Origin of the sequence: Vibrio owensii (assembly GCF_002021755.1) — a bacterium.
In the GTDB taxonomy this organism is placed as follows: domain Bacteria; phylum Pseudomonadota; class Gammaproteobacteria; order Enterobacterales; family Vibrionaceae; genus Vibrio; species Vibrio owensii.
This window is the reverse complement of sequence record NZ_CP019959.1, coordinates 606,817-626,362: the sequence shown is the minus strand read 5'-3', so window position 1 is coordinate 626,362 and position 19,546 is coordinate 606,817. Positions and strand designations below refer to the sequence as shown.

Annotated in this window: 14 protein-coding genes; 8 read left to right on the top strand and 6 right to left on the bottom strand. The window is 46.8% G+C overall.

Going from position 1 to position 19,546, the window contains the following annotated elements:
- The first annotated feature begins 217 nt into the window (after nt 1-217).
- The 3 genes from A9237_RS02705 to A9237_RS02695 all read left to right on the top strand — a co-directional run bounded on the left by A9237_RS02705 (nt 218) and on the right by A9237_RS02695 (nt 3,713).
- The gene (locus A9237_RS02705) at nt 218-1,465 is read left to right on the top strand and encodes a M20 family metallo-hydrolase (RefSeq protein ID WP_078607612.1); all 1,248 of its coding nucleotides are present in this window, start codon (nt 218-220) and stop codon (nt 1,463-1,465) included.
- Nucleotides 1,466-1,598: 133 nt separating this feature from the next.
- Nucleotides 1,599-2,990: a YfcC family protein gene (locus A9237_RS02700; RefSeq protein ID WP_005437061.1), complete on the top strand. Its 1,392-nt coding sequence runs from the start codon at nt 1,599-1,601 to the stop codon at nt 2,988-2,990.
- A gap of 21 nt (nt 2,991-3,011) precedes the next feature.
- Nucleotides 3,012-3,713: a DUF1028 domain-containing protein gene (locus A9237_RS02695; protein WP_078607611.1), complete on the top strand. Its 702-nt coding sequence runs from the start codon at nt 3,012-3,014 to the stop codon at nt 3,711-3,713.
- A 278-nt stretch (nt 3,714-3,991) separates the two neighbouring features.
- Here A9237_RS02695 and A9237_RS02690 read toward each other — a convergent pair whose 3' ends face one another.
- Nucleotides 3,992-5,005: an IS110 family RNA-guided transposase gene (locus A9237_RS02690; RefSeq protein WP_078607610.1), complete on the bottom strand. Its 1,014-nt coding sequence runs from the start codon at nt 5,003-5,005 to the stop codon at nt 3,992-3,994.
- Between the two features lie 111 nt (nt 5,006-5,116).
- On the bottom strand, nt 5,117-7,261 hold the full coding sequence (locus tag A9237_RS02685) for a TonB-dependent receptor (protein WP_078607609.1): 2,145 nt from the start codon (nt 7,259-7,261) through the stop codon (nt 5,117-5,119).
- A gap of 142 nt (nt 7,262-7,403) precedes the next feature.
- Here A9237_RS02685 and A9237_RS02680 point away from each other — a divergent pair, with 142 nt between their 5' ends.
- Genes A9237_RS02680 through A9237_RS02660 form a run of 5 tightly spaced genes read left to right on the top strand, consistent with a single transcriptional unit; the run spans nt 7,404 to nt 11,955 of the window.
- Nucleotides 7,404-8,363 carry an ABC transporter substrate-binding protein gene (locus A9237_RS02680; protein ID WP_078607608.1) on the top strand — a complete coding sequence of 320 codons (960 nt, stop codon included), beginning with the start codon at nt 7,404-7,406 and terminating at the stop codon, nt 8,361-8,363.
- Nucleotides 8,347-9,330 carry a FecCD family ABC transporter permease gene (locus A9237_RS02675; protein WP_078607607.1) on the top strand — a complete coding sequence of 328 codons (984 nt, stop codon included), beginning with the start codon at nt 8,347-8,349 and terminating at the stop codon, nt 9,328-9,330. The genes A9237_RS02680 and A9237_RS02675 overlap by 17 nt, the downstream gene beginning before the upstream one ends.
- A complete protein-coding gene (locus tag A9237_RS02670; protein ID WP_078607606.1) occupies nt 9,330-10,292 on the top strand; it encodes a FecCD family ABC transporter permease in 963 nt (320 codons plus the stop codon). Before A9237_RS02675 ends, A9237_RS02670 begins: the two co-directional genes overlap by 1 nt.
- Complete coding sequence (locus tag A9237_RS02665; RefSeq protein WP_009705685.1) at nt 10,292-11,095, top strand: ABC transporter ATP-binding protein; 804 nt, start codon at nt 10,292-10,294, stop codon at nt 11,093-11,095. Before A9237_RS02670 ends, A9237_RS02665 begins: the two co-directional genes overlap by 1 nt.
- Nucleotides 11,095-11,955: a (2Fe-2S)-binding protein gene (locus tag A9237_RS02660; RefSeq protein WP_078607605.1), complete on the top strand. Its 861-nt coding sequence runs from the start codon at nt 11,095-11,097 to the stop codon at nt 11,953-11,955. The genes A9237_RS02665 and A9237_RS02660 overlap by 1 nt, the downstream gene beginning before the upstream one ends.
- Nucleotides 11,956-12,021: 66 nt before the next feature.
- Here A9237_RS02660 and A9237_RS02655 read toward each other — a convergent pair whose 3' ends face one another.
- From A9237_RS02655 to A9237_RS02640, 4 genes are all read right to left on the bottom strand, one after another.
- Complete coding sequence (locus tag A9237_RS02655) at nt 12,022-12,978, bottom strand: AEC family transporter (protein WP_020195677.1); 957 nt, start codon at nt 12,976-12,978, stop codon at nt 12,022-12,024.
- Between the two features lie 179 nt (nt 12,979-13,157).
- Nucleotides 13,158-14,774 carry a polysaccharide lyase 6 family protein gene (locus tag A9237_RS02650; RefSeq protein ID WP_078607603.1) on the bottom strand — a complete coding sequence of 539 codons (1,617 nt, stop codon included), beginning with the start codon at nt 14,772-14,774 and terminating at the stop codon, nt 13,158-13,160.
- Between the two features lie 58 nt (nt 14,775-14,832).
- Nucleotides 14,833-16,620, bottom strand: coding sequence for a sodium:solute symporter family transporter (locus A9237_RS02645; protein ID WP_041055056.1), 1,788 nt, complete (start codon nt 16,618-16,620; stop codon nt 14,833-14,835).
- Nucleotides 16,621-17,034: 414 nt separating this feature from the next.
- Nucleotides 17,035-18,816, bottom strand: coding sequence for a sodium:solute symporter family transporter (locus A9237_RS02640; protein WP_078607600.1), 1,782 nt, complete (start codon nt 18,814-18,816; stop codon nt 17,035-17,037).
- Nucleotides 18,817-19,546: the final 730 nt, after the last annotated feature.

The window sequence follows — 19,546 nt, the reverse complement described above, 5'->3', positions numbered from 1 at the left end:
CGCGGTATCTATTGAATTTTGAAGGAAATTCAAAGGATGTCACCTGTTTTCTGTCTTTCATTTTCTGAAAAACGAACACGGTTTTAGTTATGAAACCGTCCGATTATCGATCGAATCGCATTCACAAAAAAGCCTATTTATCATGATAAATGTCTTTCATTTGATATTTATCATGATAAATTAAAAATGAACATGGTTAGAAATAGAGCGATTCAAGATGGAAAAATTTGTAGAAACGGCCAGTCTAGCGTGGGAATGGTTGGAAGATATTGCTCAATGCAGCCAAACCAATGACCCAGATAGCGAAGGCGTGACGCGTTTGTGTGCCAGTGAAGAGCACGCGAGAGCAAATGAAAAGCTACGCGAGTGGATGTTGTTGTCTGGCATGGAAGTGCGCATGGATAACGCGGCTAACCTTATTGGTCGTTACCACAGCCCGAACCCAAATGCGCAGACGCTGATCTTTGGTTCTCACCAAGATACCGTGCCAAATGGCGGCAAGTACGATGGTATTTTAGGTGTCATCCTACCTATCGCTTTGGTTCATTATTTCCATCAGCATAAATTCGAATTTCCTTTCCATATCGATGTGATTGCCTTCAGTGATGAAGAAGGCACACGATTCCAATCGACATTACTTGGTTCAAAAGCCATTGCCGGAACGTTTGACCCGAGCGTTTTGGATGCACGCGATGCTTACGGTATTACGATGCGTGAAGCTCTGACTTCATTCGGTTGTCATCCAGAGCTTATTGCGCATGATGCTTACGACAAAGAAAAGGTGTTGGGTTTTGTGGAACTTCACATTGAACAAGGCCCGCAACTTGAGCAAGCGAACTTGCCTGTGGGTGTGGTTACGGCCATCACCGGTATTGAGCGCCATACTTTGTCGGTTTTAGGTAAAGCTGGTCACGCGGGTACAGTGCCAATGGACATGCGCCAAGATGCGCTAGTTGGGGCTGCGCAGGTCATCCATATGTTTGACCAACTGTGTAAGCGTGAAGACGACCTTGTGGGTGTAGTGGGCAAAATTGCCAACTTCCCGAACGGTGTGAATGTGATTCCTCAGCAAACGGACATCACTATTGAGCTGCGCTCACCAAATGATGCTTCGCGTATTGCAGCACGACAAGAAATGCTGGCAAACATCGAAACCTTAATGACGCAGTACAATCTTGCGTATCGCCACGAGCAAACTTACGAGCAAGCGGCGGTTACTTGCTCTGATTCGCTTTCCTCGGCACTCACTCAGGCGATCTCGCTATCCAACATTGAAGCTAAGCACCTATTTAGTGGGGCAGGGCATGATGGTCTTGCGGTGTGTGAATTAACGGACATTGCGATGCTGTTTATGCGTTGCACGGATGGGGTTAGCCACCATCCAGATGAAGCTATTCTACAAAAAGATCTGATGGCTGCAGTCGAAGTGCTGAACCATTTCTGCATGCTGATGAAGCATCAATAACACGCGAATAAAACAAGAGAGGGTGGGGATTCATCCTCTTTTTTACTTTTAAAACCAAGCGTTGGTTTTTGCTTGCAAACGTGATTGCTCAAACGAGTGAGCTTTCATTCCTATACTAAGGAGAGATTTTGTTATGGATATGACAAAGAAGATGGAGACGACAGAGAAAAAGGCTTGGTACAAAAGCATGCCGGACCCGATGGTCCTGATCTTTATGATTTTAGTGGCGACTTACCTACTGACCTTTGTTGTGCCTGCGGGGGAATTCTCACGCGTTGTTGTCGATGGCCGAACCACGGTTGTTCCGAACTCATTTGCCTATCTGAATGACGTTCCAGCGGTGCATTTCTTTGATATTTTTGTCGCGATTCCGAAAGGTTTGATCAGTGCGGCGCCTTACTTGTTCATCGTATTTATTGCTGGTGGTTTGTTCCACATCTTGCAACGCACCGGTGCATTAGAGAACGCAATTGGTGTGGCGGTAAACAAAGCGGGTGTGAAGAACCGTAATTTGATCATCACCATCGGCACCTTTATCTACGGTTTCTTTGGCGTGGCGGTAGGCTTTGAGAACAACATCGCACTTGTTCCGGTTGCAGTACTGATCTCTGCAGCGGTTGGCTACTCCAGCCTAGTCGGTACGGTAATGGCGGTGGGCGGTATCGGTGTTGGCTTTGCACTGTCACCAATCAACCCTTATACCGTCGGTGTGGCTCAAGGTATTGCAGAGCTGCCAACTTTCTCGGGCGCTTGGCTGCGTGCGGCGATGGTGATTTCCTCTCTTGCATTGTTGTCTTACTACATCTGTACTCGCGTAGCGAAGATGGAGTTTAAAGAGCCAGATTCAGCAGAAGGCTTAAGCAAAGATCTATCGGAATACCATCTAGAGAAGAAAGACAAACTGACGCTGGGCGTATTCCTAGCTGGTCTTGGTGTGATGCTTTACGGTGTTTTTGCCAATGGTTGGTACATCAACGAGATCGCAGGCTTGTTCTTATTGATGGCGATTGTGATCGGCGCAGTCAACGGTTTAAGCGCTAATGGCATTGTGAAGCAAATGATGGAAGGTGCATCGGGCGTAACCGCAGGTGCATTGGTGATTGGTGTTGCTGCATCGATTCAAATCATCCTCGACCAAGCGCAAATCATCGATACCATCGTTAACGCGCTAAGCTCACTTATTCAAGATATGCCGATTGCTATCTCTGCGATTGTTGCGAGTGTGGTGCAAGGTGTGATCAACCTATTCGTACCATCGGGTTCTGGTCAGGCAATGGTGACCATGCCAATCCTAATTCCTGTGGCAGACCTTACTGGCATGAGCCGTCAGCTGATGATCACCGCATTCCAAGTGGGTGACGGTTTGACCAACCTTATCGTACCGACTTCTGGTGGTACGTTAGCGATGTTGGCACTTGGCCGCGTGTCTTACGAGCAGTGGCTCAAAGCCATCATGCCATTCATGGCGTTCGTTTATGTTCTATGTTGGGTAGCCTTGTTTGTTGGACAAATGGTTGGTTACTAACGTCTTTTATATTGAGAATCTATGACGATTTCACTTATACACGTTAACCCAGAAACGGGGTTAGCGGCTTCCATTACAGCCACTGGCGGCGTTGCAGTTGGTGGTTACGTAAACCACAGCTGGCGCGGGATTGGCGCCTGTGCAACCCAAGGTTTGTTTACTAACCCTTGGTATGCCGACAATGCCAAGCGATGGTTATCTCAAGGGCTTTGTTGCCATGATGTGGTTGAGCGTTTGAAAGAGGGCGATGCTGAATTTGCTAAGCGCCAATGCATGGTAATGGATAAACACGGCCACGCGGCGTTTATCAATGGTGAAGAGAATATCGCGCACGTGGGTTCTCTTGTTTTTCAAGATCTCGCCGTCGCAGGCAACATGCTAGAAAGTGACGCGGTTATTGAAGCTTTTGCGGATTCATTTATGGCTCAGACAATGCTGAATGCTGAGCAAGTGAGAGCAGGGGACAAACCTCAATATCGTGATAACTACGAAGCAAGGTTAGCGGAAGTGCTCATTACTGCACTAGAAGCTGCATTGGAAGCGGGTGGCGATAAGCGCGGTACGTATTCTGCTTCGCTTCGTATTGAAAGCTACACGCAAGCGCCGATTGATATTCGCGTTGATTGGTCTGACGATAGTTTGATTGAAGACATGAGAAAGGTACTGAGCCGCGTACAAGCGCCGAGCTTCCAAGAGTTTCTCAACGGATTGCCGAATCAATAAATCAATAGTTTTTCTGAGATTTGTTCAGAGACAAAAACAAAAATGTATGGTCCGCCCCGTTATTGCAACTACAATTAAGTCATAACGGAGTTGGTTTGCGCTAATGTATTCGGAGTCCTTGTTGGGAGCACTAGCTTCCCAGCTCCACGATGATATCTGCGCCAGATTATCCTTAAAAAGCCAAAAGCATTTAACGCTATTTTTTGTGTCAGGTTCTTAATCTGGTCGATTGACCGTTTTTGTCATCATTTTCATTGGCGTTGCAAACTTGGTTATAGCTATACAACCTTAAAAGCTTGGCGGTGGTACAACACCGCCCAAGCTATTCTTGCTAGCTTGTTGGCAAGTGCTACGACCACAACATTAAATGGCTTCGTCGCCCGAAGTTTGATGAGCCACTCACCAAACACTTTCCCTGTCGTTTCTAGCCTTGAGAGAACGGCTCTTGCTCCATGGATAAACAGAGTTCTGAGATGTTTATTGCCTCGTTTACTTATGCCAAGTAGCTTGGTCTTTCCTCCCGTAGAGAATTGTCTCGGTACAAGCCCTAACCAAGCTGCCATTTCCCGACCATTGGTGAAATTGTTTGGGGAGCTTACGTCAGCAACGCACAACGTTGAGGTAAGGTCTCCAACTCCAGGGATAGTTTTCAGCAATTGTGCACTTTCATTATTATTAACAATAACTTGAAGCTTACTGTCTTGAGCTTTGACCTTTTCATTAAGGTATTTGTAGTGTTCGTGGATAGACACTAATTCACACAGCAAGCTCTCCGGCAGTGCCATTTTTTGTGCTGCTAACCATTGGAAGAGAGACTTCATCTTTGCATGCCCCTTTGGAAAACTCAGGCCGAACTCAAGCAAGATAGCCCCAATTCGAGACATAGCCGCGGTTCTCTCCTTGATATAGCCATCTCTGACACGATGAATCGCTGCAATGACTTGGGCTTCTTCACTTTTTACCGCGACAAACCTCATTGTTGGTCGACCAGCCGCTTCTGCAATTGCTGATGCATCTATGAAATCATTTTTGTTGCCTTTGACATAAGGCTTAACGTACTGGGGAGGAATGAGTCGAACTTGATGGCCGTATTCACCACACTTACGAGCGAGCCAATGAGCACCGCCACAAGCTTCGAAAGCAATGGTTGTTGGTTCGATTTTACAAAGAAAATGTTGGAGTTGGTTTCGATTAAACTTACGACGCAATACTTCCGCACCAGAACGGTTATGAGCGATAGCGTGGAAACAGTGCTTGCCTAGGTCGATACCTAAAATGTGAATAGAAGACATATGGTTCACCTCATTCTGAGGCTTAAGGGCTTGGAGAGTGGGGCGGACCATATAATTAAGCCGAACAGCGTATCACTGTTCGGCTTTTTCATATCTTAACGAGGTGAGGGATTAGTACTTCACTTCGTAGTTCAAGTGGAAGCGGCGACCCGGTGCGTTGTAGTAACGTGAGTTGTTACGCTCTGATTGCGCGTACGCCGTCATGTAGTCTTCGTTGAATAGGTTTTCAACAGCGAAGCTTAACGTACCGAACGGAAGATCGTAGTCCACACCAGCGTTTGCAACGAAGTAGCTGTCTACTGCGTATTTCGCGCCAGAAGTGATTTCATCTTCTTTATCACGGTTGCCTGAGTAAACCAGCGTCATGTTGTAGCGACCGAATTCGTAAGCGTCGTAACTGATAACAGACGTTACTTTCAATGGTGCGATACGCGTGCCGTCTAGTGGTTCCCAGCCGCTGTCTTCATTAAGTTTACGCTCACCTTCTTGCCAAGAGATTGTGCTGTCTGTACGAAGGTTAGCAAGAATGCTGTAACCAAGCGTTGCTTCCGCACCCCAAACTTTCTCTGGTGCACGAGTACTTTCTAGCGCATCGCCTGCTTCGTTTACGTTCAGTGTCGAACCTAGGTCAGATTCGCTGTAGAACGCTGCAAGAGAGTAGTCCGCTTCACCAAGGAAACCGCGTACACCCACTTCGTAGTTGTCTGTAGTAATTGGCTTGATAGCCCCTTCAACTGTAGAGCTGTTACCAGAACGAATGTCACGTAGCGCTTCGTTCGTTGACATACCTTGCGCGAAAGATGCAAACAGCTGGTGGTTGTCGGTCAGATCGTGTGTCACACCAATGTTGAATAGGAACTCGTCAAAGTACGGATCACCGCCTTGAACTTGATCACCTGCATTGTTGTGCGTGTTACCTACCGTGAAATCATCCACGCTTAGACGTACGTACTCGTAGCGGATACCGTAAGAAAGAACCGTGTTGTCGCTTACGTCAGTGATGAACTGTGCGAATGGTGCGATAGCAAATTGCTCTACATCTGGTGTGTTGTTGTAGAAACCGACGCTGTTTGGCTGTTTGAACGACTGTTGTTCAAGGTCCATACCCCAAGTAACGAATGCCCAATCAATTTGGCTAGAGATGTTGGCTTTCACGCCGAAACGATCAAAATCTGTCTCGTTGTGGCCGTATAGCGTTTGACCAAAGGTTGGAGAATTTGGGTTCTTGTCTTTCATCGCAAGCGTGAACGTCTCAGTGTCCTGAGTCATCCAGTAACCCGTTACGTCTAGCATACCTAAGCTAAAGCCCAGATCTTGGTAACGCGCTTGGTAGTTAGCGAACGTACGTGTCACGTCATTTGGTTTCGCGCCATCTTTGCCTGCAACACCGTTGTTGTAACCTGGGCCACAGTGAACCGCTTCGGCAGGTTTGCCGTTAGCTGCATCGCCATTTGCTGCACACCAGCCGTCGTTGTCAGTAATGTTACGAACGCCAACAGTCAAAGTCAGTGAACGATCTTCGTCGATGTTACGGTTCCAAACGCCGTTTACGTTTAGGTTGTCCATGTCATCTTCGTTGTTTACCGAAGGTAGGCGGTCACCGTTAGCATCGTGGCTGCCGCCACGTTGCTCGTAACCCAGACCTAAACGCCATTGATCTTTTTCATCACCGCCTGTTGCCTCTTGGTACACGTTCCAAGTGAACGCATCGCTACCAAACTCTTGGAAGCTTGTGCCAACTTTAGTGCGGTATTCTACCGCGCCTTCTTCTGGCATTTTGGTGATCACATTGATGATACCGCCCTGTGCGCCAAGGCCGTATACCGCAGAACCACCACGGATAACTTCGATACGCTCTACGTTTTGTGGATCAATGGCCGACAACTCTTGGCCAAAGTCTAGGAAGCTGTTGTTTTGTGCAACGCCGTCAATCAATAACAGAACGCGACGACCACGAATTTGGTTTTGACCTTTGCTGCTCAGGTTACCGTGAACAGAAGTACCCATACCCGGAACCAACGTTGAAAGCACATCGTTGATGCTGCGGCTTTGGTTTAACTGAGATTGAAGTTGTTCTTGATCGATAACGGTCACAGAGCGAGGAACGTCGTTAAGCAGCTGTTGAGAACGGCTTGCGGTAACGACCATTGTTTCCATTGCTTGGACTTCGTCGTTACTTTCTGCTGAAACGCCGAAAGATGAAAGAGTAATTGCACTTACCACTGCAATATTTAGCTTAGATAGTTTGAGTTTCATAACTTCCTGCAACTAAAAGTTGTCTTTTATAAACTTGTTAATAAATCGATTTAGCTAGCGATTATTGAGCACTTTGTAATTGCGTGGTAGTCTAGCACGCAAAGAAGTAATGTAAATATCAATAATTATCATTTGTCATTTAATGAGCAATTTTACTGCAGTCGTTATCATTTCAATAATTAGCCAAATGCTGTCTATTCAGCTTGCTTATGCAAGTGGATTAAACGCATCCGTTGTCGATGATCTAGACCATACTATTTCGACGTCGAATGTGACCCATTTTCCGCGTGTTGCAAGCGTGTCTACTTTTGGTGCAGAGCTAGTAATAGCAATGGGTGAGAAGCCTGTTGGTGTATCCGATTATCCTGGTGGGTTTCCTCCTTATCTTTCTGCTTTAAATGACGTGCCAAGTCTTGGTAATCGTTCAAGAACCAGCTTTGAAGCTTTGTACGATGCGAAGCCAGATTTGGTTGTTGGTTTGGGGCGAATGTTAGAGCCTTACTATCAACGCTTCGTCGAAATCGCACCGCCTCTCGGTTTTGATTTGATTACTTTAGAAGACAGTTTTTCTGCGGTAGAGCGTGCAAGCATGGCAATGGGACGAGAAGAGCAAGGGAAATCACTAAATATGTGTTTTCAGACTTTTCTTGATGAAATGCAATCAAAGCTCGGAAATAGACGGTTTTCTGGTTTATTTCTGACAAGTGCAGGCGTCACTCCGCGAGCATACTACTCACACTTTATGTCCGTTGCTCTTATGGAAAAATTGAATATCCGAAGTGCGAATGGTGACTCGCCGTACGCGACGAAAACGCCTTTTTCTGGGCAAGTGGGTCTTGAGTGGTTGGTAAAACTCGATCCCGATGTGATTTTTATGTACCAGAACGCCGAGCCACAATTTACCGAATCGAAAATTTGGCAAAGCCTAAAAGCGGTGAAGAACAATCGAGTTTACTTGGTTGATATGACATGGCGAGAGCCAGAAGGGCCACTTTCACGAATTTGGGTCGCGATGGATATCGCCCACAAAGTGTATCCCGATCTTTTCCCTGCGCCTTCTGTTGAACGAGTTTATGAGGTGATCAATGGCTCATGCTCTTAGGATAACCAAACCAAGTGCGGTGATGGTTCGCAGTTTGGCGACGGCTTTGTTACTAGCTGTGGTTTATGTGTCTTTGTCGAGTGGCATTTACCATTTTGATGCCCAGCAAATCATGGCGTTTTTGATTTCTGATTCAAGCAGCCAAGCATCTTTAGTGTTTTGGGAACTGCGTTTACCTCGTACCTTGATCGCACTCTTTGGTGGGGCGGCGTTGGCGGTATCCGGCTCGCTCATGCAAGACATCGTTCGCAACCCGTTAGCGTCTCCAAACCTGACCGGTGTGATGTCTGGCGCAGCGCTTAGCGTGTTAACGGCGACCATGTTCTTGCTGCCATTGCCAACTTTATTTTGGGGGATTGTGGGTGGTTTGCTTGGCGGTGCCATTACCTTATCCATCAGTTGGAAACAGGGCGTCACACCAGCGCGTTTGGCGTTAGCTGGCATTTCTGTAAGTGCGTTTTGCCAAGCAGCGGTGACCTACATTCTGTTGTCGGATCGCGTAGACAGTGAGTCACTATTTTTCTGGTTAACGGGCAGTAACGCAGGCGCGAGTTGGTCCGTGTTTACGCCGCTTGTTTATACCGTCATTCCTGCGTTTATCTTGCTTGCGGTGACACATCGACAGCGTGGTTACTTACTGCTGGATGACACCGTTGCTCGTGGTCTAGGTATCGCGATTAACCGTTATAGATTGGCGTTTGGTTTTGTCTCTGTCGTGCTTACTGCGGTTGCGGTTGGTGCATTTGGTCCTGTTGGTTTTGTTGGCCTTGTTGCCCCTCATCTCGCACGCATGATGGGGTTGGGGCTTGGCGGTGCAGCTGTGATTGGTGCGGCACTTGTCACCGCAGCGGACCTCCTTTCTCGAACCCTGCTTATGCCGTTGGAAATTCCTATTGGCGTCATTACCGCGACTTTAGGTGCGCCTTGGTTTCTTATGTTGATTGTTCGTAAGCTGAGAGGGAATTAATGAAAACGCGTTTCTTATTCCCTTGCTTGGCATTGCTGGTGTTCGCTCCTGCACTGTTTATCGCCTCTAACTCAGAGCTTAGACAAGCAGGCGAGCTGTTTATTACTTATGGTACTTACCACCCATTTTGGTCGCTAACGTTACCAAGATTTTTGCTGGCGACAATGGTGGGTATGATGCTGGCAGTATCAGGCTTATTGCTGCAAACCACCCTAAAAAACCCGTTGGCAGACAGCGGTATTTTAGGTGTGAACGCTGGTGCTTCTCTTGGTGCCGTTTGTGCGATTTTGCTACCTGCTTGGTTTAATTGGAATATCACCACAGAAAGCGCGTTGCTGCTGTTTTCAATGGCGGGTGGTTTGCTCAGCGCGATTCCTGTTTTGATCGTTAGCCGAATCGGAAATACCAGTCTCACTCTACTCACAGGTGTGGCGATCACGGCCATTCTTGGCGCGTTGAGTTCGGCGCTGATCTTCACTATTGGTCAGGGTAAAACCGACATCGCATTACAATGGATGGCGGGTGGTATGTATGGCCGAGGTTGGGAGCAAGTAAGTTATCTTCTGCCTTGGTTCTTGGCCTGTTTAGCGTTCATTGTTTTGGTGTATTTGCCACTAAAATGGGTACGTTACGATGACGCGATTTTGCGTGGTATTGGTATCAACGGTGCTTTGCTGCGTTTGGGGATTCTGTTAGGTACGGTATTTATTACTGCACCTGCCGTCTCAGCAGTTGGGCCGATTGGTTTTGTGGGATTGGTGATTCCGCACATTGCACGTTTGCTCAGTGCGAATGATCCTTTGCGAACCATGTTCACGACTTTGATTTTTGGCGCTGGCTTCCTCGCTCTTTCAGATGTTTTAGCCAAAAACTTACTGTTCCCAACCGAAATTCCAGCGGGCGTGATTACCGCACTGCTTGGTGTGCCATTTTTCCTCTTCTTGTTAAGGAAACACTCATAATGACCCTATCTTCAAAAGGGCTTGAAGGGCAATCGCTCACCTCAGGCTACAACGATACGATGATCTTGAACGATGTGAACATTCGTCTTCAAGAAGGTAAGGTGACGGCGTTCATTGGCCCAAATGGGTGCGGTAAAAGTACGCTGATGAAGACCTTAACCGGTGCGATAAAAGCGAAAAAAGGCGACGTGACTTTTAAAGGCAAAGCGCTTAACCAATGGAAGCTGAAAGATCTCGCTAAGCACATTGCGATTCTGCCTCAACATCCTACGGCGCCAGAAGGTGTCTTGGTCGAGCAGCTTGTTGCGCTTGGTCGTGTTGCTCATCGCAAGTGGTATCAGGGCAACAGTGAGCGTGACCAAGAAGTGATTACTGAATCGCTTGCCTCTGTCGGATTGGCTGGTTACGAAAAGCGTGTAGTGAGTACGTTGTCGGGTGGTGAGCGTCAGCGCGTTTGGTTGGCGATGTGTTTGGCGCAAGAAGCGCAGTGGTTATTGCTGGATGAGCCAACCAGTTATCTCGATTTAGGTCACCAACTCGAGTTACTCGAAGTACTCGATAAGTTGAACAAGGAACGCAACTTAACCATCGTTTATGTTCTCCATGAGCTGAGCCAAGCTGCACAGTTCTGTGATGAACTGGTACTAATGAAAAAAGGTCAGATCTTAAAACAGGGAGCGCCTTTGGATGTGCTCACTGAATCGACCCTTGAATCGGTGTTTAAAGTGGAAGGAAAAATGGAAGTCATTGATGGCTACGTTTACTGTTTACCAAAAGCTTATGTTCGTGAGGAAGTGCGTTAATGGAAAACCTGTTTAATCAGTTTCGTACTTTGGTGGCTTTGCCTGAGAATGTTAAAGCGCTGAGTATCACCGAGCAGCAAGCCATCTTGAATCAACATGAACCTTTCTTCCGCTTGCGCTTTGTTGAACAGCCGAAAGGCATTAAAGCCAGTGAATGGTTTGAGCGTGAGTTTCCTGCTGTTGTGCAAGATTACGCAGATTCTATTGAGGCGAAATTGCCATTTGCCGTGCCGATTTGGCAGAAAGTGTTCAACGCGATTTTGCTGACGTCGCTGGTCGGTCACCGTGTGTTGTTTGATCGCGTGTTGCAGTTAATACTCGATGATCTGTATCTGACGATTGGTGAAGACCATCGCGTAGCAAGCATTGAGGTGTCGAATGCGACGCCTTTCTTTGCTCTTGAGGCTGGCAACGAAAACGCGATGCAAGTGGAGTCAGAACTGGCTTTAGATGAGAAACTCGCGCAAGTCATTACAACGCTCTCGGAGCCATTGGTACCGTTGTACAAAAAGCAGAAAGTCAGCCCGAAAGTGTTTTGGGGAAATGCCTTGTATGCGGCTGATTTGGCGTTTTCTAAACTTGCGCATCAACCATTGGCGAATGACAGGTTAGAGCTAGACGTGCAAGCAGCGTCAAAGTGGCAACAAAACCTATTTAACGCGGTAACACCAAAAGGCGGTGAGTTAAACGCGGTAAAAAAGGTGACCTTTAATGGCTTTCAAAAGCTCTACGTGAGACGAGAAACGTGCTGTCTGAAATACAAAATTGAAGGTAAAGAGAAGTGCTCAACCTGTAACTTGCACGATTCAGAAATCCAAGAAAATATCATGCGTAACAAGCTGCTTAGTGCCATCGCATAGCTTTGCCTGCACCGCTTGTTGATATCCCTTCTTTCATCGGCGATTTTCCAATTGAGAATCGCTGTTCTAAATCAAGCCATACGCTTTTAAAATCACAATCCCTACGGTACAAGTCACTGTTGAAAGTACGGTCGTTAAAGCAATGATGTTCGCTGCTAAGACGGAGTTTCCTCCCATCGAACGTGCCATCACATAACTTGCTGCCGCCACAGGAGAGGCGTTCATAAAGAACAGAATGCCAAGCTCAATCCCTCTAAAGCCAACTAAATACGCGCCTGTGGTAATCACGATAGGAGCAACGATCAGTTTGTAGCTGCTGGCAAACCAAGACGGTCCTTTCTCTTTCTTCATCAAACTTAAATCGAGTGAGCCACCGGTACACAAGAGGGCAAGGGGAAGCGTCATCTTCGATAGATAGTTACCGGCATCAATCGCCACATCCGGAACCGGAATCGACAGAAGGTAGAACACCATGCCAGAGACGATCGCGATGATCAGCGGGTTGCGCGTTAAGGTTCTTACCATCATTTTGGCGGCTTGAGATCCAGACGTTGCCCCTTTCGGAGACAAACAAATCACGGCTTGCACGTTATAGATAAAGGTGGTCACCGCAACATAAAGCGCGGCCAGAGCGACACCTTGTGAGCCGTAAGCATTCGCCACATAAGCAATACCGATGATGCCCGTATTAGCGCGAAAGCCACCTTGGATCAATACGCCTTGGTCGGGTGATGATTTGAAGAACAGTTTGACGGAGATAAAAGTGAAAATGAAAAACGCGATGCTGGCAACAATGCCGTAATTGACGAAGCCGCTAGCCGCAGAGAAATCGTGCTCGGAGACGACGATACTCAAGAACAACATCGCAGGTAGCGTGACCTGAAACACCAGTTTAGAACCGACTTCGATAAAGTTGTCGTTGATAAGCCCAATGCGTTTGAAGATAACACCCAGCACCAACATTAAGCAGATGGGGCCAGTGATCGACAACGAGAATTGCAACTGATGTAAAACAGCATCCATGAGTGTATCCGCAGCAAAAGAAAAGAGTTTTATAATTGTCATACAATTAAACCACAACTCAATCTTGGGAGACAGTAGGGTGGTGAAATTTTCTTCAGTTATTGTGGGGTTACTGGTGAAAGGAGAGGAAAACCAGTCTGGCTTGTATCACCAGACTGGAAGCAAACTCTAAAGCAGAATTACTTTTGAGCGTTTGAAAGGAGATAATCAGGCCCCGCTGTTTCCGCCGTTACGACAGACAGCTTGCTCGTATCTGCACCAACGCCTTGGTATTGAGTAAAGCCTTTCACTTGCTCGCTTTTTGGTAGCTCTACCGAGTAAGAAGCGATTTGCTCTGCGTTAGTCACCGTGCCGACGTAAACTTCGTTGTTGTAAGTAGGATTCACCAGCGGCAACTCTTCTGTCGCGCGTACGCTAACGAATTGCTCTTGCTGGTGGTTATCAACCACGTTGCTGTCGAAGTGAACGTCCACGCCAGCGAAAATGTTCTTCACTTCACTGTTGTTGAACAGGCTCACACGGTGCGTTTGGTTGCCGTAGACAATGCCCCATTCCGTATCCACAAGGGTGTTGTTACGAATGGTGATGTTCTTTGGTGTCCATTGTTTGTTGAGCTCTTTGCCTTTCACTGCTTGGTCTAGTTGCTCGCCGTTTGCTACATCAATGATGCCGGTATTGATCACGATGCCGCCGCGCAGATCCGCATTACCTTCAATTTTGCCATCACGGCCGCGCGTGCCAGTGATGTAGTTGTTCTCAATCACGTGGTCTTCATCGTAAATACGCATACCGCCAGTCAGCAGTTTTTCGTTACCTAGAATCACGTTGTCTTTCACCACGTTCGCTTTACCGTGACGAAGAGAAATCAGAGAGGCACTTTCAAAGATAGTATTGCCAGAGATTTCATTGCCGCCTGACTTAATCGAAATCAGCTCACGCTCACCATCCATATCAATCATCAGGTTGTTGGTGAACTTAGAGTTTGATGCCCATTGAGAAGATTTAGAGTCACCAATTCGAATCGCTTCCCAGCTGTTGCCGTTGTAGCGAATCGCTTCTTTGATATCGAATTCATTGAACTGGTTTGGTTTTTGGTCCAAGAAAATGTTGTTAGCAATAAGGTGGTTATCTGGTGTGTCGTCTTTTTGTACGCCAATTAACGTGCCGCGCTTTTGCTTACCTTCAAAACGGTTATTGATCACTTTGCCATCTTTACCCCAAAGTGAAACCCACAAGTATTTCGGGTATTCAGAGCGACGTTCGTCCGGTTGGTATTCGTAAGCGTGGTTGAAGTAGTAGAACGTAGAGTTTTGCAAAGTGTTGTTGTTACCCATCATACGCACGCCGCCGAAACGTTCAGCAGGGCCGCCTTCGGTAAACACCAAACCGTCGACAGTGATGTTGTTACCTTCAAGGCGAAGCTGAGCCAAACCCGTTAGCCAAACGCTGCCAGGTTGCTCCGCCTTGATGGTAATGTCGTTGGCTTTTACCGTGACGATATCAAGATCCGCGTATTTACCCGCAGGAATCGTAATTGTTGTACCGTCTTCGGCATTCTCCATCTGTTGTTTCAATGCTTGCACAGCGTCTGCTGATTGCGCTTCAAGTACGCTGCCATCCACTGTGTTTAAGCGATCCGTAGCAAGCAAGTAATCGCGAGTGATGTCATTCACTGCGGTTTCAACAACAGCGGGAGCCGCAGCTTCCGTCGTTTGAGAAGGTGAAGTGTTACAACCTACTAGGGTTAGGGCAGAAATGGACGCGGCAACCACGCCAGCAAGCATTGTTTTTTTCATAATGTATCTCTTTGTAGAAGCACAAAAAGCGGTTGAATACTCAACCGCTTGTTTCTCGTTATGAGTTCTCCGTTATCGGAGCCCCCTCAGAAGCGCGCTCTGCGTTGCCATCGACTGCTCTCATCAGCGCCACGCCGACGCCAAGAACAATCACACCACAGAACACGAAAATCATGCGTCCCCAGAATGGGTTAGGCAGTAAAAACATCGCCATCACACCCACACCAGACACCGCAATCAACGAACCCAACATTTGGCGTTGTTTGTTATCCAGTTTTTTCTGTTCCGTTGAGTCAGAAACCAACGGTGTTGCTAAGTTATTGAAGAAGCGGTCAACGTCTTGTTGGCGTTTCTCTTCAAGCGGTTTGTAGAACAGTGTCGACAGAGCAAAGAAGCCTGCGGTAAACACCAAGTGACCAATCAAACCAACCGCAACTTTTAGATCTGACCATTCACGGCCTGTTAGAGGCTGAAGATCAAACCAGTTTTGAATCATTTCCGGTGTGATGACAAAACCAACCGTGTAAGACACGATGCCACCTACCACCAATGTGCCCCAGCCAGCCCAGTCCGGTGTTCTCTTGATGAAGAAGCCACAGAACGCAGGAATCGTCATTGGGAAGCCAATCAACGCGCCAACGTACATCATGGTGTCGAACAGGCTCAGACCTTTTAGCGAGTTGATGAACAGAGCAATCAAGATGATCGCGATGCCGAAGAAGGTAGAGGTGATTTTCGATACGATCATCAGCTCTTTTTCTGTCGCGTTCGGGCGCAGAATCGGCAAGTAGAAGTTCATCACGAAGATGCCTGAGTTACGGTTCAAACCTGAGTCCATTGACGACATCGTCGCTGCAAACATCGCTGAAATCAGCAGACCAACCATGCCCGCTGGCATGTATTTCTCAACAAAGTACAAGTAAGCAAAATCACCTGCTTTTGAACCTGCATCTGGGTAGTGCGCCGATAGATCAACACCTTGGCTTGCAATGAACCAAGAAGGGGTAAACCAAATCAATACGCCCACTGTCATTAACACACACGCAAGCAACGCAGCTTTCTTCGCGTTCTTAGAGTCTTTTGCCGCTAGGTAACGGTGACAGTTCAACATGTTGTTGTTGATAGAGAACTGCTTTAAGAAAATGAACACTGCCCAGATACCAAAAATACTGAGGTAGTTCAGGTTGTTACCCGTTACGAAAGACCCGTTTTCTTGAACAGGGAAGTTCGCAATGATTTCTGTAATACCGCCGCCTTTTACTACCGCAACCACAGCACACGTCACCGTTACTGCCATGATGATGACCATCTGCATAAAGTCTGATGCGATAACCGCCCAAGAGCCGCCCGTGACGGACATCATCAGTACCACTAAACCCGTGATCCAAATGGTGGTTGTCATATCGAAGCCGAAAATGCCCGATGCGATGATCGCCAAACCATTCAACCAGATACCCGCAGAAATCACGCTGCTTGGCATGCCAGACCAAGTGAATACTTGCTCGTTAAAGCGACCAAAGCGCATGCGAATCGCATCAATCGGCGTGATAACGCGCAGCTGGCGGAATTTCGGTGCGAAGTACAGGTAGTTCATCAAGTAACCGAACGCATTCGCTAAGAAGATAGTCGCTACAGCGAAACCATCGGTGTACGCTTTACCGGCCGCACCAGTAAATGTCCAAGCACTGAACTGGGTCATAAACGCCGTTGCGCCTACCATCCACCACAGCATGTTGCCGCCCCCGCGGAAGTAGTCACTGGTGGTGCTTGTAAATGTTCTAAACATCCAGCCTATCGCAATGAGGAATAGGAAATAGATGCCAACAATTAGGGTATTGAGTTCCATTTTTCGACCTTCTCATAGTCATTGATTTCTGCCAGATATATTATCCGTTCGATTATTTATTTGTACTACAATAATTCAATTGTGTGATGAAGTGATTAATACTGGAAATCTGCTTGACCCAGTACATTCTTCTGCTTCTATCTACACGAACTGATGGTTGTGAACTTAAAATCGATTATTCAATAACTTATGATGAGTTTTGTCAGTATGGAACCCCGTTAATTACATTCGCTTATCGTTTCAACAAGAAACTTTGGTTATACATTTTGCTTGTTTTGTATGATTATTTCTTTGTTAAATTCGCTGATTATTTAATGTCTCAACCGCAACGGACTTAACAAAAAAGTAAACAAATAGACCTGAGTGATAAGGGAAGAATGAAGCGGCTGTGTACAACCGCTTCATAAGGTAGATTTAGCTTTCGGTTACCGCTTGTTGGGTTTGAGTACCGTTGTCGTCAACCGCTTTAACAAGTAGTAGACCAACGCCACCAACAATGGCACCACACAAGATGAAGACTAAGCGTCCCCACATTGGGTTTGGTAGTAGCGCCATCAGCATTACGCCTACACCGGCGACTGCGATAAGTTTGCCAAGCATTTGACGTTGCTTGTTATCAAGAACTTTCTGTTCTGCAGATTCAGCAACAAGTGGTGTTGATAGGTTGTCGAAGAACTTATCTACGTCTGCCTGACGTTTCTCATTTAGAGGCTTGTAGAACAGCGTTGATAGAACGAAGAAGCCACCCGTTAGCGTAATGTGGCCAACTAGACCAATCGCGACTTTAACGTCTGACCATTCACGGCCAGTAAGCTGCTCAAGACCGAATGCTGAAGAAACCATGTCAGCAGTGATAACAAAACCAACAACGTAAGAGACAAGACCACCGACAATCAGCGTGCCCCAACCAGCCCAGTCTGGCGTTTTCTTAATAAAGAAGCCTAGGAATGCAGGGATGGTCATTGGGAAGCCGATCAAGGCACCAACGTACATCATGGTGTCGAACAGGCTCAGGCCTTTTAGTGAGTTGATGAATTGCGCAACCAGGATGATGGCAATACCAAATACCGTTGAGGTAATTTTCGATACCGTTACCAGCTCTTTCTCTGATGCTTGGCCACGGCGAATCACTGGTTCGTAGAAGTTCTTAACGAAGATACCAGAGTTGCGGTTTAGACCTGAGTCCATTGAAGACATAGTCGCGGCAAACATTGCTGCTACGAGAAGGCCAACCATACCCGCTGGCATGTACTCTTGTACGAAGTAAAGGTAAGCGAAGTCGCCTGCTTTGCTGCCTGCATCTGGGTAAGCGGCTGATAGGTCTACGCCTTGACCCGCAATGTACCAAGAAGGCATGAACCAAATGAATACACCACCAAGCATTAGAACACACGCTAGCAATGCCGCTTTCTTCGCGTTTTTCGAGTCTTTTGCTGCAAGGTAGCGGTAAGAGTTCAACATGTTGTTGGTAATAGAGAACTGCTTAACAAAGATGAAGAACGCCCAAATGCTAAAGATGCTTAGGTAGTTCAGGTTGTTACCAGAGACGAAAGAACCGCCTTCTGCGACAGGGAAGTTACTGATGACTTCAGTAATGCCGCCGCCTTGAACGATCGCAACAACTGCACAAGTTACCGTTACCGCCATGATGATCACCATCTGCATGAAGTCAGACGCGATAACTGCCCAAGAGCCACCCGTTACTGACATCACCAGTACCACCAAACCGGTAATCCAGATGGTTGCTGTCATATCAAAGCCGAAAATACCAGAAGCGATGATCGCCAGTGCATTCAACCAAACACCAGCAGATACCACACTGTTTGGCATGGAAGACCAAGTAAAGACTTGTTCGTTCGTGGTGCCGAAACGCATACGAATCGCTTCAATTACCGTTACTACACGTAGCTGGCGGAACTTTGGTGCAAAATACGCAAAGTTCATGAAGTAACCGAATGCGTTTGCTAGGAAGATAACCGCAACCGCGAAACCATCGTTATAAGCTTTACCAGCAGCACCAGTAAACGTCCATGCAGAGAACTGCGTCATGAAGGCCGTTGCACCAACCATCCACCAAAGCATGTTGCCGCCGCCTCGGAAATAGTCACTAGTCGTATTGGTAAACGTTCTGAACATCCAACCTATTGCAATTAAGAATAGAAAGTAGATGCCTACAATAAGGGTATTGAGTTCCATCTTTAGACCTTTTGATCGTTATTTAATGTCTTGAGGCAATACTAACTATCAGTTTGCTTATTTGTAGTACAATAACTCAAAAGCGTGACGAATGATCCGGAATGGGTCATTTCAATAATCATACAAGTGATCGTGATCGGATATTGACATTGCACTCAAAAGGGGAAGGGTGCACCAAGTCAATATCACGACAAGTTATCAATGACTTTTGCGTGCACTCGATTGGTTCAATAGCGTTTATAGCCTTAGTTAATAAGGGTTATAACGGCGTAAGAAGGTGTGAAGTATTGTCAGATTTGTATGACTATTGCAGATAAAAAAACGCCCACGACATGCCTGTAATGCGTGGGCGAAAAACGGTATTGATACCGTCTGAGCCAAGGGCTCTGTTGGATTGCAATAGAACAGTGAAACGAGGTTCTGGATGTAGCTGAAAGATACTCGAGGGGTATATCTCTCATCGCTGCTAAGCACGTTACGCTGTAAGATCTTCGACAATCATTGCAAAGTTCAACAAAGCTAGGCTCTGTAAAGTGTTGTTATGATATGGGAGCAACTATACCAATCGACACAAGTCATCATCCTCGTCTGCTCGAGCTCGGCGCTTTACTTATGCCGATTGGTATTAAACATTTCCCACTTAATTCACTACTCCTAAAAACTCAATTAGTCATAACCAATAAAGCGTTTTCCTTGGCTTGCTACCTATATGATAGCGAAACCAGGCTGT